The following is a 25,031-nucleotide window of genomic DNA, read 5'->3' as shown; positions in this document are numbered from 1 at the left end:
GCACACGCCCCCGGCGCACTCCCTCACCTTGATCGGCTACACCACGTCAAGGGACGCCATCGTCTTCGGTCGGCGGGAGTTCCTGGCGTATCGAGTACGAGCCGTGCTTGCGGCTGGAGAGCTTGGGGCAGTTCTTGCCGAGCGGCTTGCCGGTCTCGGGGTCACGGCAGTAGCAGCGGCGGTGGGTGGAGCCCTTCAAAGGCGTTCCTCCGGGGTGGTGTTGGGGCTGGGTTCGGGTGGGTCGACGTCGCCCAGGGCGGGTGGCAGGTGGGGTGGGGTGGCGCCTTCGTCGCGGATGTCGCGGCGGAGGTAGCGGAGGTTGTACTTGGCGGAGACGGCCTCGTCGGCATACTTGCTCCGCCTGCGCTCGGCTTCTTCCTGCTGGGCGCGGTTGGTCGCCGTCTTGACTGCGAACCGCGCCCGTTCTTCCTCTTCGAGGGCGGCCAGTGCGGTGCGTACGAGGCTGGCGTGCGCTTCGAAGTCGGGGACCAGCCCCGCGTCGTACAAGGGAATGTCCTCGTCGCCGGTGAAGCGCCGTAGGGCGTCCCAGGTGGGCACGAGGCCCTGGAAGGGGAGCTCCTGGGTCCTCTCGACGTAGCCGACCGGGAAGATCAGGCAGACCGGGTACGTCTCCAGGGCGGCGGCCAGGACCATGACGTCCACCAGGGGAAGGCTGGCCCGGCGGCCGGACTCCATGTTGGCGATGACGTTGCGAGGGATGGGATGCCCGAGCTGCTCGCACGCGTCGGCCAAGTCCTGCGCGCTCCATCCCATCTCCTTTCTTCTGCGCCGGACTTCGCCGGCGACGTTGGCCTTGACCCGGTCCGCCCACTCCGGAACGTCGTCCTCATCAGGATCCACACCGCGTTGTGTCATGGAGACACATTAGCTTGACCATCCTGGTAGATAGACGCCTGGAGCCGGACGTGACGGTCGCGTTCGCCGAGGGCTGTACCGAAAGGGGCGCGCTGTATGCGCGAAGACGCGACGGCCGGGCGGATGACGGGCGCGAAAGGGATGAGCCGGGAAGAGCTGCTTGCCCTCCCTGTGTCGGTTGACCTGGAAACAGGCAACCGCGCTCTGGGGCTCGGGCGGAGCAAGGGGTACGAGCTGGCGAAGCGCGGCGAGTACCCGTGCAAGGTGCTGAGGCTCGGCAACGCCTACCGGGTCGTGACCGCGGATCTGCTCGATCTGTTGGGCCTGGCGGCGTGATGGGGCGGCAGAGTAGCAAACCATTCTGCGCTGAGCTGACACAGAATCGCTGGACTGTTGCCGGGTGTGGACGTACCGTCCGTGTTCCCTCGCGATGGCCTGGTGCCCGCGAGAAGGGGGCGGGTCTCCGGCGATGCAACGCCGGAGACCCCAGCAACCCCGACCGGCCCTGGAAGAACCAACCCGGCGGCAAGGGCCCACAAGCCCGCCACCGCCAGACGAGGAGCTGCCCCGTGGAACATGCGGGAGCCGAGCCCTATTCCGACTCCGACACGCCCTCGTGGCCGCCCGTCACCGTCCCCGGCCAACTCGGCCACCACGCCAGTGAAGACCCGACGTCCGCCAACGACGTTGCGCCTGACGCCACTTCGGTGGATCAGCACGCCGAGGAAGCGGCGCCGGATCCGGAGCCGACCCCTGGCTCGGCGTTGCTGGACGAACTGCGTGCGCGGATAGCCAAGTTCGTGATCCTGCCCTCGCCGGAGGCGCTGGACGCGGTCACGCTGTGGGCGGCGGCGACACATCTGCAGCCCGCATGGCAGCACGCGCCCCGTCTGGCGGTGGTGGGGCCGGCGAAACGGTGCGGCAAGTCACGGCTGCTGGACGTGCTGACCGAGACGGTCCACGAGCCGATGCTCACCATCAACACCACCCCGGCCGCGGTCTTCCGGTCGATCACTGAGGAACCGCCCACGCTCCTGGTGGACGAGGCGGACACCATCTTCGGCACGCCGAAGCAGGCGGAGAAGAACGAGGAGATGCGCGGCCTACTCAACGCCGGCCACCAGCGCAACCGGTACGTCACCCGGGTCGTCGGCAACGACCACACCCCGCACCGGTTCGCCACCTTCGCCATGGCCGCGCTCGCGGGCATCGGTGACCTGCCCGACACGATCATGGACCGGTCGATCGTGGTCCGCATGCGCCGTCGCGCCCAGGGGGAGCACGTCAAGCCCTTCCGCTCCCGCCGCGACATCCCCGGGCTCCATGAACTGCGGGACCGCATCGCCGCATGGGCCCGGCCGTTGCTGGACGAGGCGGCGGAGGTGGAACCGGTCCTGCCGGTGGAGGACCGGGCCGCCGATACCTGGGAACCCTTGGTCATCATCGCCGACCTTGCTGCCGGGTCCTGGCCCCGCCGGGCCCGTACGACGTGTGCGCGGATGGTGGCCGCGGAGGTCGAGGCGGAGGAGGAGCGGCCCGGCGGAGCCCGGATTCTCGCCGACATCCGCAGGGTCTTCGCCGCCCAGCGCGAGGTGGACAGCCTCTCCACGGACGAGCTGCTGTACCACCTGCGCCAGGACGTCGAGGCGCCCTGGGCGGAGTGGGGGCGCAACGGACTGGATGCCCGCGAACTGGCCAGGATGCTGAGCCCGTACGTCATCAAGCCCGGCAACGTCCGCCTCGTCGACGGGACCCAGCGCAAGGGCTACATGCGCAACAAGTTCCTCGACGCGTGGCGGCGCTACTGCCCCGCCGTCCACCCGGTGGACGCCGAGCCCGTCGCCCCCGCCTCGGGCTGAGTCCCGCACCCCCGGGTGACCGTCCCTGCCGTCCCTGCCGTGATCTCGCAGGTCAAACGGCATGCGGGCAAGACGGCAACCGGGGCCAAGACGGCAACGCGATCATGATGAGCGCGCTGCCTGGCCGGGACCACGTCCCGATCCGTCTTGTGCCGTCCCGCGCGTCCCCGCCGTATCGCCGCAGGTCAGGGCGTCAGTCGCCGGGACGGCACCACACCACTACGCCGTCCCGGCCGAACAGGTCGGAGAACGCCTCCGGCATCGGCCGGGACGGCAGACCGAACCCCATGCCGTACCTGCCCTGACCTGCGCCTGCAACGGCCAAGACGGCAAAGACGGACCACACCGCCAACGCCCAGGAGCACCCCGCTTGACCAGGCTCACCACCTCCAGCCGCCAGGACAACCGCCTCGACGAGGGACGGCCGATACTGACCAAGCAGGCTGCCGAGCAATTCACGCTCGTCTCAGCGGGCGTGGTCATCGTGGCCCTCACGGCCGGCGGGTTCTGGCTCTCGTACGCGCATCTCGCCGAGGTCGCCGGACAACATGGCCTCAAGAGCTCCCCGGCCCGCCAGTGGGCCTGGCCGGCGACCCTGGACGCGTTCATCGTCGCGGGCGAACTGCTCATGCTCCGCGCGGGACTGCGCCGGGTGACCGACAAGGGGGCGATCGCACTCACGGCCACCGGATCGGTCGGCTCCATCGCGCTCAACGTGGCCGGTGTCAGCGGCACGGGTGGCACCGGCGCCGTGCCCCTGCTCGACTACGTGGTCGCCGCGGTTCCCCCGACCGCCGCGCTGCTGGCCTTCGGTGTCCTGATGCGGCAGATCCACCAGCTCGTCGGTCAACCCGCAGGCCATGCGGACACCCCTTCCCCACAGCCCGCCGACATGGTAACGATCACGTCCGCCGGGCCGCCGGAACCACCGGTCCGGGTTTCGGAGAGCAAGCCGCGCGGTGGCCGTCCTGCAAGCGCCACGGTTGAGGAACTTGTGGAGATCGGCCGGATCGCTATCGCTGAGCACGGCACGCTCAGCCGGTCCCTTCTCCGGAAGGCCGTCAAGGACAGGGAATTGACGATCGGCAGTGAGCGGCAGACCGAGGTGATGGAGATCCTCCGGCCCGAAATCGAAGCTGCTGGATCAGGTCCGGACAGCAACTGACCGGAATCCATACGGGGTGGCCGGAACGGCTTCCGGTCACCCCTGCCCGTCGGCCACCGCCCCACCCGCCCTCCGTTTATCCACACCTGTGGATGGGGCGCCGATCACCAACACCCTGCCGACCCCTCCCCGGCGCCCCACCTGCCCTTGCGACCACTTCCGGAGAACAGCTCGTGACGCACCACCCGAACCACCCCGACCGCACTCCCGAGGATCCCCTGCCTCAGGTGAAGTCCCCTACGCTGCTGGGGCGTTTGCGGCAGTCGTTCGGACGGGCTGCCCCTGGCGGAGCCAGTAGTACCCCGAGTCCGACTCATGGCCGGACTTCAGGGGTCTCCGCCCCGGGGGTGGCGGAGACGGCCCGGCGCCAGGGGGCGCCGGACCAGGGGGTCGGGGCCGAGGGCGGCTCCGACCTGGACACGCTTCACTCCGTCCAGCAAGCCGTCCTGCGCCCCGCCGACACCGCAGCTGCTGCGGCCGGCGAGCCTGCCGTGCAGAGCGTGCAGCCCACGATCCGTCGCTTCACCGGCACCAAGCGGGTCGTGCGCGTCGGCCCGCTGCGTTTCACCGGCGATGAGCACACCCAGCTCCAGGAGGCATCCGCCGAGCACGGCTACAAGGGCGACTCCGGCTTCGCCGCCGACATCGTCCTCGCCTTCGTCACCGGCCGGTTCACCGCCAATCTGCCCCTATCCGAGGACCGTCGCCGCACCCACATGTTCCGCGCCCAGGTGCTGCGTCAGCTCAACCGGATCGGCGTCAACGTCAACCAGATCGCCCGCGCCCTCAACAGCGACCACACCCCACCCGACATACGTCAGCGCCTGGACGAGCTCCACGACCTGCTGGAGCTGATCGCCGAGGCCCTGCGCGAGCCCACCGACCTGCGGGAGGTCTGACCAGCGTGATCGCCGCCATCAAGCCAGCCGGGGCCAACACCCGGGGCCTGCTCGCGTACCTCTACGGCCGCGGAACTCACGACGAGCACTTCGACCCGCACATCGTGGCGGGTTTCGCGATGCTCGGCATGCCCGACCCCGGCCGCGACGAGAACGCCACCCTCACCGAACTCGGCCACTACCTCGACGAGCCGGTCTCTTTGCGCAACAGCGAGTTCGGCAAGCCGGTCACCGACCACGTCTGGCACTGCCCGGTCCGCGCCGCCCCCGAGGACCGCCACCTCTCCGACGCAGAGTGGGGCGAGATCGCCCAGCGCATCGTCGAGGCGGCCGGCATCGCCCCCGCCGGCGACGACCTGGGCTGCCGCTGGATCGCCGTACGCCACGCCGACGACCACATCCACATCCTCGCCACCACCGTCCGCGAAGACGGACGGCGTCCCAAGCTCCACGACAGCGGCCTCCGCGTCGGCGACGCCTGCCGTGAGATTGAGAAGGACTATGGGCTGCGCCGCTTGAAGAAGGGCGACCGCACTGCCGCCCGGCGCCCCACTCAGGCCGAGATGCACAAAGCCGAACGCCTCGGCTGGGAAGAGCCCAGCCCCGAGTGGCTCCAGGACCGCGTCCGCGCGGCCATCACTCACGTGACCAACGCCGAGGAATTCATCGCCTACCTCGAAGCCAGCGGCATCGAGGTCCAGGTCCGGCGCGGCCCGTCAGGGGACCTCCTCGGGTATGCCGTCGGCCGCCCCGGCGACGTCAACGAGGCCGGCGAGCAGATCTACCACCCCGGAAGCAAGATTTCTCCCGACCTTTCCCTGCCTAAAATCAAGGCCCGCCTCGAATCCAGCCGGTCCGAAGAACACCCCACCGCCCGTCGCAACCGACCCAGCACTCCCTGGCAGCGGGCCACCGACGCCCTCGACATTCTCCACACCGAGATCACGGACACCGGCACCGGCGACGCTGGTGACGCGCGCGCCCAGGCCCACATCACCGCCCTCGGGGAACTGATGGAAGCCACCGCCCAGAAGGCCCCCTCAGACCTGCGCGTCCAACTGCAGACGGCCAGCAAGGCATTCGCTCGTGCCCAGCGCTCTCAGATCAGGGCGGAAGACCGCGCCGCCCATGCCCTGCGGGCCGCAGCCCGCGACATCGTCAACACCGCCACCGGCCCCGACGGCAGCGCCCTCGCCGCCCTCATCGCCGCCATGGTCTGGGCCGCCATCCTCGCCGGCCGCTGGCACGAAGCGAAGGGCCACGCCCACCAGACCGACGCCGCCCGGCAAGCCGTCCAGCACCTTCAGATAACCGCCGACCGCGCCCTCGCCCCCACGCTTGCCGAACTCGAAACCCGCCGACCGAACGAAGAGACCCGTCGCACCCTGGCCAGCGACGTACGCGCGGCCGTTCCCGAACACGCTGACCGGATTCTCGCCGACCCTGGCTGGCCCGCCCTCGCCACCGTCCTCGCCGATGCCGAAGCAGGCGGCCACAAGCCCCACCGACTCCTCAAAGAGGCCGCCACCCAACGCGAGCTGACCACCGCTCGCCAACCCGCCCGCGTCCTGATCACCCGAATCCAGCACACCAGCCGCAATCCCGCACCCAACCGCCGCGCTGAAGCAGCCCGCCGACGCTCGAACATCACGACCTCAGTCAGCGTCCAGCAGGCCCGAAAGCCTCAGCCCCCAGCGGCAGCCAAAACATCCGCAGAACAGCAGCACCGACAGCGCCGGTAGACCCCGTCAGAACCACAGGGCGGAGTGTGCTTCTGCCGCAGGGGCCCAATGGGCAAGTCGCAGCCGAAGGTTGATCTGTACGCCGAGACGAGATACGTCGTGACCATCACCACACCGGATCTGAGCCGACGGGCCTGCACTGGCTACGGCGACGTCATTTGGGACTACGGAGGTGTCTCGAAGCGGCCCCAATCTGTGAAGGTCGCCTCTCGTGAAGGTTGCCTGGAATGGCTCCACTTGGCCCTTCTGGCTAGTCACTCGTGGGTACAGTTCACATCGCCGCGATACAGGCTTGGGGCCCGCCGGAGGCGCCTCGGTGGAACCGGAAGAGCACGCCGCAGCCAAGCAGGGCGCCGTCCAGTGCGAATTCCGTACGGCGTCACCGCAGCGAGAGCAGACCGCCGGGGTCCAGAGGTCGGCCTACTTGGATGACACGCGCTCAACGTAGTCAAGAGACCACGGCCACAACATTCGGTGAGGTCGAGGCCAAGGGTGAGGACATGGTCATCGACATGTATTGCGATGTGTCGCGGAACCGGCACATAGGGTCACTGCGTCATAGCCGTGGGCAAACCCGTCCCGTCCGGATGGTCGTTGGCTGGGGGTGTTGTTGTGCAAGCCGAAGTCGTGGTTGCGCTCATCGCTGGCGGAGCGGGTCTCGCGGTTGCAGTCGCGAGCGTTCCGCTCAACTATGCACTCGCTCGCAGAGTGCGACGTGAGGACGAGCAAGACCTCATGGCTCGCTACCGAGATCCTTTCCTCTGGGCTATGCATGATCTACGAAGTCGAATACGAACCATCCTCGATGACGAGTTCCTGACCAGATTCTTAATCAATGGCGAAGATGCTATTCCAACCAGCGTCGATTTCATGAATGTGTATGCTCGTAGGCATACTGTGTTTGTGCTGGCAGAGTACTTAGGGTGGGTGGAGATAGTTCGGCGCACTGTAGGATTTCTGGATCTCGGAGACCAGCGCATGAACCGCAGCCTACTTGAATATCTGACCACTATTCGGCGGGTTCTATTTGCTGTTGACCTGGATCCGATATTTCATGTTCCTACAGGTCAGCAGCGAGCTATCGGTGAGTTGATGATTGTTCCGGAGCGTGATGGTGAGCGCCGGAACTGGCGCTGCATAGGCTTCGCTGAGTTCTGTGCACGGCTGGATAGGGATGAGTATTTCGCAGGATGGTTCAAGAGGGTAGACCAGGGCGTCGTAAACTTCGCTTCACAGGCACCCGGGAGTAATCGTCTTGTGGAACTCAACATGCGCTTGACGGAGCTTATTGATTTCCTTGACCCGAGCCAGACGCGGTTCCCGCTCAGAGACCAAGAGCGGCCGCACTATCGGTCGCAGGAATGAGCCAGACCGTCGCTGGCCTAGCTGCGATCTTTCGTGACGGTCTGCCGACACGCAGTCGGCGGACCGTTTTGCGTTCCGTGGCTGTTGGCGGGCAGGCCGGTGGCCCGACTGACGTGTCGGGTGGGCGCGGGGTTCCACTGCTCCGGAGACGTGGTGCTGCTTGCAGGGACGCGAAAGCTACTGGTCAGGCTGGGTTGGGTAGTTGGTCGAGCCGTCGGAGGGCGCTGGTGACGACATGGGTCCAGGGCCAGTGGCGGGCGAGGCGGAGGATCCGGCGGCCAGTGGTGATGAGCTGGCCGACCGGGCTGAACAGGCGGCTGGGCTCCCAGAGTCGGGCCTGGTCATTCAGTGCAAGCATCGGCATCCAGGTCGGCAGGTCGAGTGACCTGCAGTATCCGGGCGGGTCACCGTGAAGGTTGTTTTGTGCGGGGATGGAACGCGTATCCTGCGCCGGGTGACCGACCTCGCAGCAGTGGATGACGCCCGGGAGACCTCCCTCAGCAGGGATCTTGCGGCGATTACCAACGCCTTCGATCTCGGTGAACTCACGGAGCCGCCTCAGTACCTGGCGGACGGCCTGATGAACCGCAACTGGCGGATCGGTACCACCCGGGGCCGCTTCGCGGTGAAGCAGATCATCGACGTGCCGCTGGAGGCGGCCCGCCGCAATCTCGGGACGCTGTCGGCGCTGGCCGCAGACGGGATCCCGGTCTGCACACCGCTGGTCAGCGGTAGCGGCGACACCGTCGCCGAGGTCGAAGACCACGGGTACTGCGTCATCGAGTGGGTGGACGGCGAGCACGTACGCGGCAGCGACCTGCCCCTGGACCATGTGTCCGATCTGGGTGAGCGGCTCGGCCTCATTCACCGCGCGTTGGTTGCGAACGCCCCCGCACCGGTGCCTGCCGTTCCACCGTCGGCAGAGGTTGCCTCGGTGGCGAAGGCTTTGGAGGCGGCGGACCGCTATCTGGCCACCGTCGCTGCCCTGGATTCCCCTTCCGCGTTCGACCGGTCCGTTGCCGAGGCGATGGAACAGCGCAAGCAGCTGCTCGGGAAGTACGGCGATCTGTACCCGAAGGGCGATGTACCAGCGGGCCCGTACGGCTGGACGCACGGTGACTTCCAGTACCGCAACATCCTGTGGCAGGGCGGCCAGGTGGCAGCGGTTTTGGACTGGGACCGGTTGCGGGTGCGTCCGTATGCCGAGGAGGTCGCGCGGACGGCGCAGGTGCAGTTCGGTGTCGAAGGACGGTTCGATCTGGAGCGGGTGAGCGCGTTCGTCGGGGGCTACCGACGTGTGGTCGACCTGTCCGTCGAGGATCTGGCCGACGGGGTACGCCGACTGTGGTGGAAGCGGATGACCGATTTCTGGCAGTTGAGCTTCCACTACAAGCACGGCGATCACGGCTTCGACGATCTGTTCCTGGACGATGAGGCACTCTTGCACTGGTGGACGGATCGCCTGGATGAGGTCCGGGCCGCTATGACGGGATAACCCCGGCCGCCTTGAGCTCGGGCAGGCGTGGTCGGGTGAACGGCAAGGACTGCTCGCGCGCCCGCTTGCCCAGCAGTGGATCGGGGGCTGCCCTGATCGCTGCGGCCCACGCCTCCGTACCAGCGTCGCCGGGGATGATCACGCCGCCGTCACCGATCGCTTCGCGGATGCCGCCGCGGTCGGCGCCCAGGCTTGGCAGGCCGTGCAGACCGGCTTCGATGATTACGCGAGGGAAGGCGTCCTCGACAGTGGAAGGCACCAGGAGCAGCCGGTGAGCTGCGTAGAGCGGGCTCATGTCGTAGGTGCGGCTCGCATAGGTGACGTTCGGGTACGTGGCGAAGTCGCCGGAGGTGTCCCACCAACCCTCGACCAGCGTGAACCGCTGACCGGGCAGCCGGTCGATGAGCTGGTGCAGCAGGGCGGCGCCCTTCTGCGGCACTGGGTTGACCATGAGGATCGCGTCCCCGGACGGCTCGGGGCCCGGCGCCGGACGGGTGAAGGGCGGATACAGCAGCACAGCCCGCGTTCCTGACTGCACGCGCGCCCGGGACAGGACGAACCGGGAGACGGCCAGGGCGGTTTGCGGGCTGCCGTGGAGAACGTTCAGGCTGGTCGGTGAGACGGAGTGCAGCCAGGCGGCCACCTGTGTGGTGTGGCGTGCCTGGGCGGCGAGGTCGGCTGCGCCTTCCTGCGAGGTGATCACCAGGTCGGGTGCGAGTTCGGCGAGGGCGGCGGCGAGGGCGGAGTGGATCCAGTCCTGAGCTACGGCCCGGCAGCGCACGCCGTTCCACTCGTAGCGCACCTCCTGCTGGCGCACCTCGTACGGGACGTCGTGGGCGCCCAAGTGCCCGTGCAAGGCGGGCAGTTCGCTGACGCGATTCCATGGCGCCTCGTGGGAGCCGAGGTAGGTCACCTGCCAGCCCGAGGCGGCGAACTCCTCGGCTAGGAGCTGCTGGGATACCTCGGCCCCGCCGATCAGCAGCGGCGGCGGGGTGCGGCGCCAGGCGAACAGTACGGTCGGCATGGTCACCGGCTCCAGGCTTCGACCAGGTCCTGCACGGTTTTCGCGATGTGGCCCGGTGGTGCGTCGGCGGGGAGCACGGTGATCTGGCGGGTGATCGGCGGCCGGGGCTTGTCGAGGAAGTAGGCGCGAGCCTGGGCGAGGAATGCTGCGTCGTGGAGGAAGTACTCGCTCTCGGCCAGGGAGCCGGCCTCGGTCCGGCGACGGCGCCGCAGCGTCTCGGCAGACACATCGAGGTAGATGGTGTGGTCCGGCCGCAGATGTGGCAGCTCCTCAAGGCGTCGACGGACCTGGGCATGCACCCGGAAGCCGTAGAGCTGATCCATGGCGTAGGCATGGGCCATGAGGGTGTCCACCGAGCGGTCCAGGATGACCAGGCGGCCTGGGTTCTCGGTGGCCTGGGCAACTCGGTCGATCTCAGCGGTCATGAATGTCTCGAACGCGGCGAACTGTTCGGAGGCCGAGTAGGTCCGAGCCGGAGGGATCGGATGGGTACGCCGGAGGTGGCGGACGTAGCAACCGAGGAACACTGCACTGTCGGCCAGTTCGGGGGTGGTGCGCAGGTGTCCGATCGCGGTGGTCTTGCCGCCGTAGGAGGGGCCTTCGAGGCAGATGATCGTCACGACGTCTCCTGGCGGTAGAAGCGTTCGGCGTACGCGGGACCGGCCCGGTTCGGGGTGCCGGGGCGGTCCTCGGCCACGGTCCAGGCATGGCGGATGGGGCGGTACATCTTGGCCGCGGGGTGCATCTGGGAGCCGTGCAGGTGTAGCAGCGTGACCTTGTCGAGCAACACGTCTGTGATGTCGGCGAGTTCGGGTGCCAGGCTGGTGCCGGTGCGGACACGGAACAGGTGCTGGTCGCAGCCGGTGAGGGCGTAGGTGGACCAGAATGCGAGGTCCTCGAAGAACCAGCGGCAGCCCAGGCGACGGGCGGCCTCGTGGACCAGCAGGTGGTCGGGATGGCGGGTCACTGCGGCCGGCGCCAGTAGTTCCGCATCCGGATGCCCGGCCAACAGCGAGCGCAGTTCCTCGGTGATCTTCTCAAGGCGCAGCGGGTCGTATGCCCGGTAGGGAGGGGCGGCGTCCTTGTGGCCCAGCAGATGCTGCGCCGCGCCGAAGGGACGCAGGGTCTCGGCGCCTTCCCGCTCCCGCAGGGTGGAGACCGCCTCCACGGTGGGGTAGGCGGCTTCGAGTGCCGGGTGGACGCTCAAGGAGCGGCTGAAGACCGTGATCACTGTCAGCGGGCGGGGCCGGGTCAGGAACAGACCGGAGGCGGAGAGCGCGAAGTCGTCGTGGTTCGGTTCGATCACCACCACCGGGCGGCCGGCGGGACGGCGCTCTTCGATGACGTAGTGGGTGCCGCTGTGCGGCGCCGTCACCTCCAGCACCGGGGCCTTGGCTTTGCGGGTGGCCGTCTCTTCCTGCCAGTTGAGGTGGGCGGTCATCAGGTCGGTGGGGAAGGTGTAGATCCCCTGGGCGTCTGGTGCGGGCAGCATCGGCACGCGGGTCGCCTCCAGGTCAGCGGACGGTGGACTGGTACCAGTGCCGCCAAAAGGTGGCGGATGCCGGCAGGAGACGCGCTGTGATCGGGTTTTGCCACCACACCATTCGCCACGTCGGCCACTGGTCGTAGCGGCGGGTGGAGGGCCGAACGCGCAGTTCGTCGACGAGGACAACGGGCCGGCGGGTGGCGTCGCCGAGCTGGCGCAGTCGGGCGAAGAACTCCACGTCCTCGCTCATGAACCAGTCGGTGCGGTACCCGCCGAGCGTGCGGAAGGCCGCGATGGTGCAGAACTGGTCCACGCCCTGGGCGCCACGGTGCCTGCGTCGGTAGGCGTCCCAGTACCGGCACAGCAGTCGGGCACCGAGCCGCTTGGGCGTGTAGAGCGCGGGGATCGCTCCGCCGACGTGCAGGCCGGAGACGAGCAGACGCATCACAGTGGTGATGCCCTCGACCGGGACGGCGACGTCAGCGTCGATGAAGAAGAGGTACTGGCCCCGGGCGGCTTCCGCGCCGGTGTTGCGGACCTGCCCGATGTTGCGGACGTCTTCGTGCACGACGCGGGCGCCGAGGGAGGCGGCGACCTTGGCGGTGTCGTCCACGCTGGCGTTGTCCACGACGAGGATCTCGCCGCTCTCGCCGGTCGCCTCCTCCCACATCTGGAGGGACTTGATGACGGTCGGTAGATACCGCGGCAGGTAGGCGCCTTCGTTGAATGCCGGGATCACGATCGACAGAGTCGGAGTACTCACCGCCTGCTCCTTTCGTTCATGGGGGTGGGGGTGCGGAACAGGTGCGGGGTGCGTTCTGCCGCGCGATGGAGTCGGGCTGCCCACCGGGCGCGGCTGGGCTCGTCGCCGGACGCGACGGCATGGGTCCAGCAGCGCACGGTGTGGAAGGCGACGGACGCTTCTACGAGCGCCTCGTCCAAACTGCGGCCGTAGGCGGCGGTGACGTACTGCCGCTCTTCCGGCTCCACGGCGCTGGTGACGGTCAGGGTCTGGGCGACGTCGAACTCCGGTACGCACAGCGTGGTCTGCGCGAAGTCGATGACGTGGAGGAGACCGGCGTCCGGGCCGTGCTCGGGGATGACGATGTTGTCGCCGTGCAGGTCGCCGTGGCCCAGCACCATCCGGTCCTGCTCCGCGCACGGGTCCGCCATGGCGTCCAGGGCCGGTTCGAGCCGGTCCATCACCTCGCGCGAACAGCGGCGGGCCAGCCACGCGACATGCTCGGTAAACGGCCGCACCGGGAGTCCGGCCCGTCTGTCGGGGATCTGGTGGAAGCGGGCCAGCAGGATGCCGAGGTGCTCCAGAGCCTGCCGGCGTGTGATGCGGCCCGCCTTGATGGCCCCGTCCAGCGTGAGATCGCCGAGATCCGCGGTGACGAGCGCGGTCGCCGGGTGCCCGGGGACCAGGCCGCAGCCCAGTACCGCGGGGACGGGGACGATGCCCGCTGCGGCCTCGATCACTCGGCCTTCGCTGATTGCGTTTCGGCTGGCAGTATCCGAGAACACCTTCACGATCACCCGGCGCCCGTCGGCCAGGGCCACGCGGTAGACGGCCGAGCGCGATCCCGCCTTCAACCGCCGGGAGGAGACCGCGCCGACCGACAGCAGTCCCGAGCAGGCCCGGGCGACAACGGGCTCCACCGCCGCCCCTGTCATCGGGCACCGCCGGCAGCTTCGATGCCCAGTTCACCCATGCCGTTGACGTGGCGGACAGTGGCCCGCAGATGGGCCCGGTACTCGCGGACGTCCTCCGTCGCCGGGCAGTTGGCCAGCCACGGCTTCTCGGGCCCGACGAAGTGCACCAGGACCGCATCCGGGTCCGAGCGCACCGGCCGGTCCACCACCCGCCGCACCCAGTTCCCGCGCTCCCCAAAGCGCCCCAGCTCGAACCGGTTGAACACCGCGTTGACCGGACGCACGGCTTGGGAGGACAGCAGCCACAGGTTCAGCGCGTCCTGGTCGTTGTGAAGGATGTGCCGCCGGCAGCGGACGAGTGCCTCCTCGACTCCGGCGCGGATGGACGCCAGCATCGCCACCGGCATCCACAGCACGCCCGCGTTGAAGTAGACGCGGTCCCGCAGCTGCGGCCACCGCTCGGCCACTCCAGGCAGCGCGTGCCCTGTTCCGCCGACCTGCGGGATGAACTCGTCCTGCACGGCACCCATTTGCCCGTCCGGCAGGTCGTGGAGCGGGACCGAAAGGTCCCCTCGCGCCAGGATGTCCGAGTCGACGTAAATCAGGTAGGGACGGCCGACGAACGCCGGGCTGAACTGAAACCTCAGGTAGGTGGTGATGCTGATGTACTCGGCGTCCACCAGACGGGACGCGGCCGGCGGGGCACACCACCGGATGTCGAACGATCCGAAACCGAGCCGCCGGGCGAACTGCGCCAGCGTCACGGCATGCGCGGCCGTGAGGTCCAAGGCCAGAACGCGCAGCGCCACTTCTTTGCGCTCTCGTGGCGCCAGCCCGTTCGCCAGTGAGGACACCGTGGCCAGCGCCGGAAGCATGTACCGCTCGTCGATGCATAAGCCGATCGCGTACACCGAAGTCCTCCAAGGGACGAGCCAAGACAGCGACGGGTGATCACCGCACGGCACCCGTGCATGGTCCGGAGGCCATACGAGGGTGCGAATTACAGGTGCTGCAGGTGGCGTTGGAGCCCTCGCTCACCCCGCGGATTTGTTGGGGGCGGGGGGCGCCGTGCGGAAGGGGAAGGTGCGCCGTGGCCGGGGTCTTCACGAGCCGTCCTCGATACGGAGTTCGGCCCAGACTTCTTTGCCCCATGGGCGCCCGCCCGAGCTGCGCAGGTCGTATCCCCAGCGGTCAGCGACTGCGTCGATGAGGAGCAGCCCGCGGCCCGACTCGTCATCGGCATCGGCCTGGCTGAGAGTCGGCAAGCGCGCCGGCTCCCGGTCCAACACACCCACACGTAGCCGTGTCGCGCTCGGCCGCTCGACCAACAGGCGAATCTCGTGGCACGGGGTGTGCCTGGTGGCGTTCGCGATCAGCTCTGTGACGATCAGCGCGGCGTGGTCGGCGAGGTTGTCGAGGCGCCATATGCCGAGGACGTCCCGGAGGAGCCGGCGGCCGATCTCGGCCGTGGACGGCTCGCAGGGGAAGGTCTGGCTGTAGGCGGGGTGGCCGACGGAGACGACGTGAACTGGCGTAGTGAGTCTCGTCATTGGGGGGAGCCTTCGGGTTGTCTCGGCGCCCGGCCCACCCCCGCGGGGGAACCTCAGGGGCGGGCCGGGCCGTCAACAGCCGCCCGCACGGTGGGGCGTGGCGAGCGACCGACAACAAGACAACTCCCTTTCTGAGCAAGGTGATTAGGGCGATCAGCCCTCCTTGCGCTGGAAGGAACTAGGGCGATTTGACCTTCCCTTTACCTGGTGGGTGATGGGGCGTGAGAGCTACCGTGCGGACATGGACACCACGCGCAACGCCGTTCTTGAGGCGTGGATGGCCGAACACGGCTACAGCTCCAACGGCCTTGCTGAGGCTGTGAACAGGGCTTTAGAGCAGCTGACTGGGAGACACGGCGGCCTCGACGGCTCATCGGTCCGGGACTGGAAAGCAGGCCGGGTCGCGTGGCCCAAATCGGCTACCCGCACGGCACTTGAGGACGTCAGCGGCCTGCCCGCCGTCGCTCTAGGGTTCGTGCCACGGGGTCGGACTCCGTCCACCCCGGCCCCACCGCAGCAGGAGGACCCCGACATGAAGCGCCGTACCCTCGTCGGCGGGATCGCGGCGGCTGCCGCTGCGGCAGCCGCCGCTCCCGGCACCGCATCCCCACGCCGCATCGGCATGAGCGACGTCGACCGTCTACAGAAGCGCTTCGCCGAGATCATCGCCAGCGACCACCGCCACGGCGGCCAACTCGGCATCGAGAAACGGGCCGCCGCGCTCGCCGACGAGGCCCTGAACCTCCAGAACGCCGGCAGCGCCAGCCAGCGTGTACGCAGCAACCTCTACGCCTCCGCAGCCGCGTTCCGTTCCTCGGCGATGTGGGCGGCCATCGACGGCCGCCGCTACGACGTCGCGAAGGCGCACATGCGTGAGGCGCAGGCTCTCGCCGAGATGTCCGGCGACCAGTCGATCAAGTTCCGCATCTGGAGTCACGCGGGGACCATGTACCGCCACATGGGCCGACCCGCCGACGCGTTCGCAGCCAACGACGTCGCCCGCAACCTGCACCTCACCCGCCGAGACCCCCTGTTCGCATCCCTCGGACTGGCCCGCCAGGGCGCCATCCACGGCGCGGCACACGACCGCACCGGCACCCGCCGCGCCTTCGAGCAGGCGCAGGAGGCCATGCTGCGCGCCGACCCCGCCGACTACCGGCCGGTGTGGATGCTCGCCTTCTACGACCAGGCCGAGCTGGACTCCCTGGCTCTGTCAGCACACTTGGCGCTCGGCGACTACTCGACCGCCGAGTACCACGCCCACCGCTGCCTGTACGCCCTCCGGCCCCACATGGTCCGGTCCCGGGCCATCACCACGACCCGGCTCGCACATGCCCAGCTCGCCCAAGGTGCGCCCGAAACCGCGACGGCCACTGCCATGAAGGTCCCGGCCGACGCCGCTACCCAGCATGCCCGGGTGACGCGCATGCTGCAGGAGTTCGGGGCCGCGCTACGCGCCACCGCACCGGACACCACCACCGCGCAGACCTGGACCGAGCACGCCGCCACCTGGAGGATTGCCGCATGACCACGGCGCCCGCCATCGAACTGCGCACCTTCACCACCCTCGACACCGCCCGAGGCGATCTCCTCGATGTGTACGCCGACGTGCGCGCCCCGCTGCTCCACCTGCCGAACTACGCGGTCACCGCATTCGGCGAGCGCCTGGACCGGCACAGCACCGAGCCGGGGTTCACGGCCGTCCTCGCATACGCGGACGGGCATCCGGTCGGCTACGCCTACGGCAACACCATCGAGCACGGCGACCGCTACTGGCAGCGCACCACACCCGCGCCGGCGGACAAGTACACCGAGCGTCCGGCCGTAGCCCTGAAGGAGATCGGCGTCCGCCCCATCTGGCGGAAGACCGGCACGGCCCGGCGCATCCATGACGCCCTCCTCGCCGCACGAGACGAGCCGTTCGTCACGCTCATGGTCAACCCGGCCGCCGGCGACGGAAAGGTCCACGCGCTCTACGAGTCGTGGGGGTACGAGGACATCGGGCAGAGCCAGCCGTCGCCAGCCTCGCCGGTCCTTACCGTGATGATCCGGGTCAGCCGCTGACCGCCCCGCACGACTGCCCGCCGTCTTCGAGCAGCACGGCGTGAACGTGGTGGCCCCGGCAGCATGGTGACGAGTCGCACGGAAATCAAAAAGGATGCTAGATGCGTTCTCTGTGACGTAAAGGTGCGGCCTGCCGAAGTTCTCTCTGTGGCAGGCCGCACCTGCAAATCAGTCAACCAGGCGAAGAACGGGCCGAGTCTCTCGTGCTCCCAGAATTTCCTGGACTCGCTCCGCTCTCCAAGCGAGCTCCTTCGCCAATTCGCGAATCGTTAGCCCTTGATTTTTCTGTGCGAGCTCGAATGCCCTTTGGAGCATGATTGGCTGCTCGCCAGGAAAGCGCTCCACAGGTTCCGGAGAGAAACCTGGCTGGCCAGTCAAAGCATTCAGCCTCTGGTAAGCGCGGCTCGCGGTGGCGTCTGATGCCAGTCCGAGCTCACGGCATCTATAGATCAGAGACTTGACCGAGACGCCCCACGTGCGCGACAGGTCAGCAAGTTGCGCCAGGTCCATGCGGCGTGGAAGGAAAGGAAGGATGCTCGTTCGCGGCGTGAGGAATTCGGCCGCAAAAGCATCAGCTTCCCGCTCTTGTTGACTATCTCCGGCAGAAGAGGAATGTAGGACCAAGTGCCCCAACTCGTGCGCTGCGCTGAATCGATGTCTGTACACGTCATCTGCTCGGTTACGGGTCAGTACCATGAGCGGGCGAGGCAAGCCCGAAGTCGCAAACGCATCAATTTTGGATGCGGCTTCATCGGCTTCGGGCGGGACAGAAACCACGATTCCGTGAGTCTCCAGTTGTCGCACCAAGTGCTTGACGGGACCTCGACCGAGTTTCCAATAAGCGCGAAGATCTTGCGCAGCTTCCCTAGCGTCTGAAGGCAATTCGGTGCCTGGATGTACTTCGCCGCCAGTGAATCCAGGAAGGTTAACAAGAGGAAGCTGAACGCGACGCTCTAGGGCAAAAGTCAACTCCCACACCTGCCCTGCGAAACCGAGCGCACGGCTCCTCTGTGCCCCGCTCGTAGATCGCAACGAGCGGAAATAGGCCATTGACGTGTCCAGCTTCCCAATCGGCCTCCCTGCGAGGAAGAACTCGAGCGGGACCCCCAAGACATCAGCCAATCGAGGGAGAAGGTCCGGCCTCGGCTTACTGCTGCCTGTTTCATACTGTCCGACAGCAGCGGGAGAGACGCCGATATCCTGGGCAACCTCCTTCTTGGTCATGCCTGCTAGATGGCGGGCTTGTGTGAGGCGAGGCGGGTGAAACGCATCCCAGACGGCCTTGGGGGATACTCCACCAAGGCCGGGGATCGTTGGATGGTCAGCTCTCATCACTCTCTACGGCGTCGTCGTCGGTCTCGTCTGCTCGCTCGGTGGGCAGAGGCTGTTCAGAGTGTTGCTCCTCTTCGGACCTGTCGGCGATCGGCAGGTCTGGCAGGTCGCCCGAGTCGAACCGATCATCTCCTGCCTCGTCTGCCACAGGGGCAAGAGGGGTAGCGAGTGGCGCTACGAGCGGCGAACGCTCGGTCAGCCATCGAATGGCGCCCGTTTCATCCCGTAGTTCGGCCTCACCCCACCATGTGCGCTTCAGTCCGGAACGATCCAACTCATAGACAACAAGCACCAACCGAGGTCTCGGATCGCGCCCCGCGAGCTCGGCTAGCGAAGCACGGAGCTCTTCGTCGGCATCGAAGCCAGTGATGGGATCGGCTACCCATCTCCTGCCAGCCGCTGTCGAAGCGAAAATCTCCTTCATTAGCTTCGACAGCCTCCGACGAGGCCAGCGGTCCACGTGCTCGTCTCCGTTTTGCGTGTGGACCGGGTAGATGAGCGTGTTCAGCACGAGGGGCAAGCCATACCAGGAGCCCGTGCTGACCACCTCGGTTCCCTCGATCGCGAGCTCCTCCAGTTCGGCGACCAGGAGCTCGAACTGGTCGACGGCGCGTTCACCCCCAGGGGCGAACCCCTTCTTGTTGCGCGACACTGCCCGGATATCGGCAACCCCCTGGGCCGTCTCGTTGAGGGCGCGCCATATGGCGCCTTGGATCGTCGCGGCATGTTCGCCGAACCGCGACTGAGCCCAGGCGGGGATGGAACCGTCCATGTGTCACTCCAGTCCGCTGCTAGTGTTCCATGCGCAATGGTACACGTAGTGCTTCAGTTCCACACGTAAAACTTGCATTTCTGCTTCAGTCGCCTGCCTCTCAAAGTGTTGTCGCAGGTGGATCTGCCCAGCGGCAGGTGCGGGCGTTGGAGATCGGGTCCCAGAGATCAGGGCGTGGATCTCCTGAGTGGAGAGCGCCATGCACAGCAGCATGTGAGCGAAGGCGGCGTCCACCGAGGCATCCGGGAGCGGGAACGGCTTGCGGACATCCGGCAGTTGAGTGGTGCCCGTTCGGCGACGACTTGACCGTGAGGGGCCCTCCCTCAGCTGTTCACTCTCAGTTCCAGCGCCTCTGCTCCGTGCGACAGGCCGTGGCTACGACGCCTTCAGCCCCGCTGGGGCTGCCGTCGCTTAGGCCCGCGAGGCAGCGCGCGATGTCCAGGGTCGCTGCGCAGCCACTACCGGCGGCGGCGATGACCTGGCGGTAGATGTGGTCAACGACGCGGCTGGCGGCGAAGAGGCCGGGGACGTTCGAACCGCTTTGGGTTCAGACGTCCTGGCCGAGTCGGCAGGCCGTGCGGTACCGCCACTGCCACGATCGGCACCGCAGACTCGACGTTCCTGCTGCCGGATTCCGCGGCAGCGGCATGCGGGAGGCACCACGGCTGACAGTTATCGGCGCTGGTCGGCGATCAGCTCAAGGTAGCGGGCGTACTGGGTGTCGGCGATCTGGCGGTTGCGGACGAGACTTCCTTCCTCCATGCGGTAGGTGCGCTCGGGGTCACCCTTGAAAGAGAGCCAGTTGAAGGACGTGGTCACCCAGACATCGTCGTAGACGAGAACCTTGGCGTGGGTGCTCTTCAGGCGCGTGAAGCTGAGTTTGTCGCGGTAGCGGTCGGCGAGGTTGGTGAGTTTGCGGACGGAGGCTGGGTCGGTCTTGGTGTCGTTCTCCTCGTAGCCGTAGGCAATGTCCACTTTGACGCCCTGTTTGACCCGACGTTCGAGTTTGCTGAGGAAGTCGGTGGTGATGATCGCGTTCTTGATCCACGGTGAGATGATCAGGATCCGGCGGCGGGCGTTGGTGAGTGCGTCGTCGAGGACATCCGGGTGCTCGAAGACGCCGATGGCTCGGATCTCGTCTGCCTGTGGCTGCTGAACTGCTGGCGGACCGGGCGTGGGGGCGTGAGCGCCGAGCTGGAATGCGGCCTGTTCTGCACGCTGCTGGGTGACCTCGTGCAGCGGCACGCGGGCCTTTTCAAGGTCGGGGTCCAGGAGAGGGCGTTCGGGGGGCGGCGCGACGGTGATGCCGAGGGCCTTGGCACCACCGTGGCCGATGAGGGCGAGTTCGTGGGCCTGACTGAGTTCGCCGTCGACGACGATGCCGACTTCGACGTCGGTACGTTCCGCGTCGGCGTACACCAGGAGTTTGACCGGCAGAACACGGCGGGCCGGGGCCTGGGAGATGCCTTTGACCTGGAGGACTTCGCGCTTGTTGTTGCCGTTCTCGCGGAGCAGAGTGGTGATTTCGGCTGCGGTGATGTCGCCGTCGTTGACGGGCCCGGACTGTGCCACTGGCAGCATGAGCAGGCCGTTTTCCTCGGCCTGTCCGCGCGGGATGGTGGTGCGGCGGTCGTAGGGGGCTACTTTCCACAGCATCTGGTCGTAGACGAGAGGCTGGTTGACCCGCACGGGCGCTATCGCGGCGGCCCTCTGAGCGGTGAGATGACCCTTGTCGGTGAGACGTAGCCCGGGGGCCCGGCCTACGTCTGCGGCGGTGGGGCGGGCCCATTTGAGGTCGTCCGAACCGAACAGCACGGCGACGGTCCGCTCGACCATGTTTTCGGGCAGGCCGAGCAGGCCGGCGATGCCACGCGCGCTGCTCACGTTGTGCTCGACCAGCCGCAGTACGAATTCCTCCATGAGCGGGAGGTCCTTGCTGTCCTGGGCGAGGACCTCGGCGGTGATCCGGGCGACGGGCAGCGCGGCGTCGGCGATCTGGATAAGTTCGAGTCCGGGACGGGTGTTGTGGAAGCGGAGGGCCAGGAGGCTGTCGTCGCCGAAGGCGGGACTAGAGGTAGGCATTGCGGATCTCGCAGTCTTCCGGGTGGCCGCTCATGTAGTCGAGGACGTCGCGTAGGGCGCCTGGCTTGCTGCGGCAGAAGCCGGCGTCGCCGACGATGATCAGGCCGTAGCGGGCGCGCGAGAGTGCGACGTTGATGCGGCGCCAGTAGGGCTGGCCGAGGAATCCGAAGCGGCCGCTGACGTTGCTGCGGGTCACGGAGAACACGACGAGATCGCATTCTCGGCCCTGTACCGCGTCGACGGAGAGCACTTCTGGAGCGATGTGCTTGAGCCTCAGGGAGGCTAGGCGCTTGGTGAGTTCGTCGACCTGGCGGCCGTAGGGGGCGATCAGTAGGACGTCGAGGCGCTTGCCGTCGGGAGTCTTGATCACCCCCTTGTCGATGGCCCGGTCGATGACTTCCAGGCGTCGCATCGCGAGCTGGCCCTCAAGACGGTTGGAGATGCTGGTCTGCGCAGCGGACTGCTCGTCCTCGCGGCGGTTCGGCAGGGCGCTGGTGTCCAGCCAGAGGACGGGTTTGTTAACCGTGCTGTAGCCGGGAAGGACATGGTCGTTCGGCGAGATCAGTTTGTTGTCGTAGAAGCAACTGCTGATCATGTTGCCGATAGCCGGGGTCATCCGGTACTGCTCGCGCAGCAGGTGCTTGACGGGTGCCTTGGTGGAGTTGGCGAAGTACTGGAACAGGGTGGTCTTCACCAATTCGGGGATGAGCTGGTGGTCGGCCATGATCTTTTCGTCGCGCAGCAAATCCTCATCGATGGGGGGCAGCTGGTTGGTGTCACCGACCAGCACCCACCGCTTGGCCCTGGCCATCGGCACCAGCGCCTCGGTCGCAGTTGCCTTGGACGCCTCGTCGAAGATGCACAAGTCGAATTCGAGATCCCGGGCCGCCGGGTGGCCGAGGAAGCCGAGCGCGGTCCCGCCGATAACGCGCCGGGTGCGCAGGAAGCCAGCGATCAGGTTCTGGTCGGTGCCGATACGCTGGAGCCATTCGCCCTGCAGGCTCAGCAGGTGCATCAGTTCCCGGCCGGGCCCGGCCGGGCCAAGGAGTACCTCGACGACGTCGCGGGCGTCTGCGGCGCTCATTTCCTCGCGGAGGGTGAGTTCGCCGGCGAGCATGGTCTGCACGTCAGCGAACAGCTCCGCTCTCTGTTCGAGGAGCTGTTCTCGGCGGGCCCGGGTGGTGACGACTTCCTCGCCGAGTTCCCTGGCGGAGGTGGTGCGCTCAGGCACAGGCTGGTTCGCCAGCTCGTCGAGTCGGGTTGTCACGTGGGCGAGGTTGGCGGCCACCGCGGCGAGCTCTTCCAGAGCCAAGGCCGCCTTGAGGTGGCTGGGCTGCTGGCCGCTCTTGGCGGCCACGTTCTCCAGATGTCGTTCTGCGCGCGTGCGGACGCCCTGGGTCCACTTCTTGACTTGCCGATCGAGCAGTAGCGGCTGGGCGCTTTCGGCGACGCGCGGATCGTCGACGCGGCCGAGGCGGACGAGTTCGGTGATGCCGGCGTCTTCAAGGCGCTTGAGGGCGTTATCGATGGCGATGTGGGTCTGGCTGACGATGAGGATGCGGGCGGTGGGGTGCCGGCTGAGGGTTTGCTCGACGATCTCAGCGATCACGGTGGTCTTGCCAGTACCGGGTGGTCCCTCGACGAGCAGCAGGTCCTGAGTGCCCAGGGCGTGGGCGACGACGTCTCGTTTGCTCTGGTCGAGATCGGCGCGGACCCAGGTGGTGACTTCGGTGGGCGGGCCGACCTCAAGGACCGTGGGGTTGTCGATGATCTGCCGCAGGTCGGGATTGGCGGTCTGGCCGGCGGCGACCGCGGTGAGCGCGTCGCGCTGCCGGTTAATCGCATTCTGGCTGGGTCCGAGGAAGGGCAGCAGCACACCCCGAGCGGGCAGGACGGCCTGGGGACGCGTCATCCGCAGGACGACGGTGTCGTCGGTGCGGTTGGTGATCTCGCCACGGTCGATGGGCCGGCTGTAGGGGTACTCCGAGACTGACCACTCTTCGCCAATTTCTGCGGTGGTGTCGGGCGCGGCCAGATGGAAGACCCGGGTACGGCCGCCGCCTTCCATCCGCTCGTACTGGATCGGCTGCCGTCCGTTGGCCGCCGCCTCCTCACGGGCTTCCAGGACGCGGCGCCAGCCGTCGAACAGGTCGCCGAGCTGCTGGCGCTTGCCCTCCTTAGCCAGGGTCTCGCGCGCGTCCAGTTCCGCGTTGAGGCTGTCCAGCAGCAGGTTCAGGCCGTCGTACGCCGGGTCCTCGCCCGGGTCGTTGAACGTCCAAGTGAGGATGGGGCCGAGTTTGAGGGCGGACGCACGGCGCTTGGCCATCCATTCCTCTGCTCGTTCCTCAGCCGAGACGACTACGCACCGGTCGCGTTGATCCTCGTCGTTGACCAGGCGCAGAAACAGACTCTGACCGAACACCCGCACCGTGCCGGTGTCGACCTCGTCGCTCTGCGCGTTGTAGCCGTAGTCGACGTGAACGGTGCCGGAGATGTCCGCCAGCACCGTGTTCTTCACCGCATCCCAGTCGATCTCTTCTCCGGCCGGGGTGGTGCTGAGGCTTTCGGCCGCGCGACGGGTCATCTTCAGCCAGAGCGCGTTGCGTTGGCGGGCATCACGGTTCTCGCAGACCCGCTCGGCCTCCAGGAGCCGGTGTTCTAGGACGATGGCGTTGGCTGGCCGCTTCTTCGGGTCGAAGTCGATGCAGGTTCTGAGGACGTTGCGGATCTCGGTGTCGAGTTCCAGACCGTCGAGTACCGTCGCCAGATCGTGGTAGTCACGTGCCTGGCTGCGGGAGAGGACCTGAATGGCCAGGACCGCGTAGGCGTATACGTCACGCACGTACGGGACCGTCTCGCTCTGCTCAGGCGGCGAATACAGTGCGGACCGGAAGTCCGCGACCGTCTCGTCGGTCACGGCCGCGGCCTTGGATAAGATCTTGGCGATCCCGAAGTCGGCGAGCTTGACCGTGCCGTCACTGGCCAGCAGTACATTTCCCGGCTTCAGATCACGGTGCTCGATCTCCTTCTCGTGGGCATACGCGAGAGCGGAAGCTAGCGGTCCGCCTATACGCGTGAAGTAGGCCGGCCAGTCAAGGGGACGGCCGTCCGCCATCTCGTCCTTGAGGCTGCGGTCAATCCACTCCAGGGTGATGAAGTACCGCTCCAGCCCTTGATCCCAGCCAGAGTCGAGCATCCGCACGATGTGGGGGTGGTTCAGTGCCTTGAGCGCAGAGGTCTCCCGTTCCAGGAAGATCCGAGTGATCGTGTCGTCCTCGCGCTGTTTGAGCAGCTTCACAGCGACGTGGTCACCGCCAGCGCTCTTGATGTCCACGGCCTTGCGGACCTCGGACAAACCCCCCGGGCGGGCTTCCTGAGGGAGCAACAGAAACCGGCCGTTAATCGTCGTCCCCACCCACTGCTCCTTGCTCCCCCGGCTGCCGCGCAGCCCACACAAGCGGCCATCTTGCCAGCGGTCTCCCCTCGGATCAGCAGTTTGTACCGAGACGGTGCGGACTTGGCGAGTAATGATCCTCGCGGAGTGGTTCTGCGAGAGGACGCTTCCCTTGGCCTACGCAACCGAGTTCTGTGAGGCCCTGGCCGATGCCCTGTGGGGGCGGATGGCGGCCGACGGCGGAGCTTTCGCCCGGGACAGCGACCTGGA

22 protein-coding genes and 1 pseudogene are annotated in these 25,031 nt (G+C 67.3%); 9 read left to right on the top strand and 14 right to left on the bottom strand.

The window, feature by feature from the left end:
- Positions 1 to 46 precede the first annotated feature (46 nt).
- A complete protein-coding gene (locus IEY89_RS35700; protein WP_189151699.1) occupies positions 47 to 199 on the bottom strand; it encodes a hypothetical protein in 153 nt (50 codons plus the stop codon).
- Positions 196 to 876: a helix-turn-helix domain-containing protein gene (locus tag IEY89_RS35695; RefSeq protein ID WP_229695608.1), complete on the bottom strand. Its 681-nt coding sequence runs from the start codon at positions 874 to 876 to the stop codon at positions 196 to 198. Before IEY89_RS35695 ends, IEY89_RS35700 begins: the two co-directional genes overlap by 4 nt.
- 96 nt (positions 877 to 972) lie before the next feature.
- On the opposite strand from IEY89_RS35695, the gene IEY89_RS35690 reads away from it, so the two are divergent.
- From IEY89_RS35690 to IEY89_RS35665, 6 genes are all read left to right on the top strand, one after another.
- A complete protein-coding gene (locus IEY89_RS35690; RefSeq protein ID WP_189151693.1) occupies positions 973 to 1,212 on the top strand; it encodes a hypothetical protein in 240 nt (79 codons plus the stop codon).
- Between the two features lie 371 nt (positions 1,213 to 1,583).
- Positions 1,584 to 2,735 carry a DUF3631 domain-containing protein gene (locus IEY89_RS35685; protein ID WP_373287338.1) on the top strand — a complete coding sequence of 384 codons (1,152 nt, stop codon included), beginning with the start codon at positions 1,584 to 1,586 and terminating at the stop codon, positions 2,733 to 2,735.
- Between the two features lie 370 nt (positions 2,736 to 3,105).
- Positions 3,106 to 3,900, top strand: coding sequence for a DUF2637 domain-containing protein (locus tag IEY89_RS35680; RefSeq protein WP_189151691.1), 795 nt, complete (start codon positions 3,106 to 3,108; stop codon positions 3,898 to 3,900).
- A 347-nt stretch (positions 3,901 to 4,247) separates the two neighbouring features.
- Entirely contained in the window at positions 4,248 to 4,799 is a 552-nt protein-coding gene (locus tag IEY89_RS35675) for a MobC family plasmid mobilization relaxosome protein (protein WP_189151690.1), read from the top strand.
- A 5-nt stretch (positions 4,800 to 4,804) separates the two neighbouring features.
- Positions 4,805 to 6,541, top strand: coding sequence for a relaxase/mobilization nuclease domain-containing protein (locus IEY89_RS35670; RefSeq protein WP_189151689.1), 1,737 nt, complete (start codon positions 4,805 to 4,807; stop codon positions 6,539 to 6,541).
- Between the two features lie 564 nt (positions 6,542 to 7,105).
- On the top strand, positions 7,106 to 7,906 hold the full coding sequence (locus IEY89_RS35665) for a hypothetical protein (protein WP_229695607.1): 801 nt from the start codon (positions 7,106 to 7,108) through the stop codon (positions 7,904 to 7,906).
- A 184-nt stretch (positions 7,907 to 8,090) separates the two neighbouring features.
- Here IEY89_RS35665 and IEY89_RS35660 read toward each other — a convergent pair.
- Positions 8,091 to 8,291, bottom strand: a pseudogene (locus tag IEY89_RS35660) (IS1380 family transposase); the annotation flags it as partial.
- A gap of 69 nt (positions 8,292 to 8,360) precedes the next feature.
- On the opposite strand from IEY89_RS35660, the gene IEY89_RS35655 reads away from it, so the two are divergent.
- The gene (locus IEY89_RS35655; protein ID WP_229695606.1) at positions 8,361 to 9,401 is read left to right on the top strand and encodes a phosphotransferase; all 1,041 of its coding nucleotides are present in this window, start codon (positions 8,361 to 8,363) and stop codon (positions 9,399 to 9,401) included.
- On the opposite strand, the gene IEY89_RS35650 is transcribed toward IEY89_RS35655, so the two are convergent.
- From IEY89_RS35650 to IEY89_RS35620, 7 genes are all read right to left on the bottom strand, one after another.
- Positions 9,388 to 10,425 carry a glycosyltransferase gene (locus IEY89_RS35650; protein WP_189151687.1) on the bottom strand — a complete coding sequence of 346 codons (1,038 nt, stop codon included), beginning with the start codon at positions 10,423 to 10,425 and terminating at the stop codon, positions 9,388 to 9,390. The two genes, IEY89_RS35655 and IEY89_RS35650, sit on opposite strands and share 14 nt — an antisense overlap.
- A 2-nt stretch (positions 10,426 to 10,427) precedes the next feature.
- The gene (locus tag IEY89_RS35645) at positions 10,428 to 11,045 is read right to left on the bottom strand and encodes a hypothetical protein (RefSeq protein WP_189151686.1); all 618 of its coding nucleotides are present in this window, start codon (positions 11,043 to 11,045) and stop codon (positions 10,428 to 10,430) included.
- Entirely contained in the window at positions 11,042 to 11,917 is an 876-nt protein-coding gene (locus tag IEY89_RS35640; RefSeq protein WP_189151685.1) for a PIG-L deacetylase family protein, read from the bottom strand. The genes IEY89_RS35645 and IEY89_RS35640 overlap by 4 nt, the downstream gene beginning before the upstream one ends.
- A 22-nt stretch (positions 11,918 to 11,939) precedes the next feature.
- Positions 11,940 to 12,674 carry a glycosyltransferase gene (locus IEY89_RS35635; protein ID WP_189151684.1) on the bottom strand — a complete coding sequence of 245 codons (735 nt, stop codon included), beginning with the start codon at positions 12,672 to 12,674 and terminating at the stop codon, positions 11,940 to 11,942.
- Complete coding sequence (locus tag IEY89_RS35630; RefSeq protein ID WP_229695605.1) at positions 12,671 to 13,573, bottom strand: phosphotransferase family protein; 903 nt, start codon at positions 13,571 to 13,573, stop codon at positions 12,671 to 12,673. The genes IEY89_RS35635 and IEY89_RS35630 overlap by 4 nt, the downstream gene beginning before the upstream one ends.
- Before the next feature lie 11 nt (positions 13,574 to 13,584).
- A complete protein-coding gene (locus tag IEY89_RS35625; protein WP_189151682.1) occupies positions 13,585 to 14,478 on the bottom strand; it encodes a glycosyltransferase family 8 protein in 894 nt (297 codons plus the stop codon).
- Positions 14,479 to 14,670: 192 nt separating this feature from the next.
- A complete protein-coding gene (locus IEY89_RS35620; protein WP_189151681.1) occupies positions 14,671 to 15,117 on the bottom strand; it encodes an ATP-binding protein in 447 nt (148 codons plus the stop codon).
- A gap of 214 nt (positions 15,118 to 15,331) precedes the next feature.
- Between IEY89_RS35620 and IEY89_RS35615 the strand changes: the two genes are divergently transcribed.
- Positions 15,332 to 16,645 (top strand): NsdA family TPR-like regulatory protein, encoded by a 1,314-nt coding sequence (locus IEY89_RS35615; protein ID WP_486389068.1) that lies wholly within the window; start codon positions 15,332 to 15,334, stop codon positions 16,643 to 16,645.
- Positions 16,642 to 17,181, top strand: a complete 540-nt coding sequence (locus IEY89_RS35610; protein WP_189151679.1) for a GNAT family N-acetyltransferase — start codon at positions 16,642 to 16,644, stop codon at positions 17,179 to 17,181. The genes IEY89_RS35615 and IEY89_RS35610 overlap by 4 nt, the downstream gene beginning before the upstream one ends.
- A gap of 168 nt (positions 17,182 to 17,349) precedes the next feature.
- On the opposite strand, the gene IEY89_RS35605 is transcribed toward IEY89_RS35610, so the two are convergent.
- The 4 genes from IEY89_RS35605 to IEY89_RS35590 all read right to left on the bottom strand — a co-directional run bounded on the left by IEY89_RS35605 (position 17,350) and on the right by IEY89_RS35590 (position 24,782).
- The gene (locus tag IEY89_RS35605; RefSeq protein ID WP_189151678.1) at positions 17,350 to 18,513 is read right to left on the bottom strand and encodes a helix-turn-helix domain-containing protein; all 1,164 of its coding nucleotides are present in this window, start codon (positions 18,511 to 18,513) and stop codon (positions 17,350 to 17,352) included.
- The gene (locus IEY89_RS35600) at positions 18,503 to 19,285 is read right to left on the bottom strand and encodes a hypothetical protein (RefSeq protein WP_189151677.1); all 783 of its coding nucleotides are present in this window, start codon (positions 19,283 to 19,285) and stop codon (positions 18,503 to 18,505) included. Before IEY89_RS35600 ends, IEY89_RS35605 begins: the two co-directional genes overlap by 11 nt.
- Positions 19,286 to 19,957: 672 nt before the next feature.
- The gene (locus IEY89_RS35595) at positions 19,958 to 21,367 is read right to left on the bottom strand and encodes a phospholipase D-like domain-containing protein (RefSeq protein ID WP_189151676.1); all 1,410 of its coding nucleotides are present in this window, start codon (positions 21,365 to 21,367) and stop codon (positions 19,958 to 19,960) included.
- Positions 21,354 to 24,782, bottom strand: a complete 3,429-nt coding sequence (locus IEY89_RS35590; protein ID WP_189151675.1) for an AAA domain-containing protein — start codon at positions 24,780 to 24,782, stop codon at positions 21,354 to 21,356. Before IEY89_RS35590 ends, IEY89_RS35595 begins: the two co-directional genes overlap by 14 nt.
- Positions 24,783 to 25,031 lie beyond the last annotated feature (249 nt).

It is taken from the genome of Streptomyces lacrimifluminis, assembly GCF_014646095.1.
GTDB lineage: Bacteria > Actinomycetota > Actinomycetes > Streptomycetales > Streptomycetaceae > Streptomyces > Streptomyces lacrimifluminis.
The sequence above is the reverse complement of the archived record's forward strand: the minus strand, read 5'-3'. Positions and strand labels throughout refer to the sequence as shown.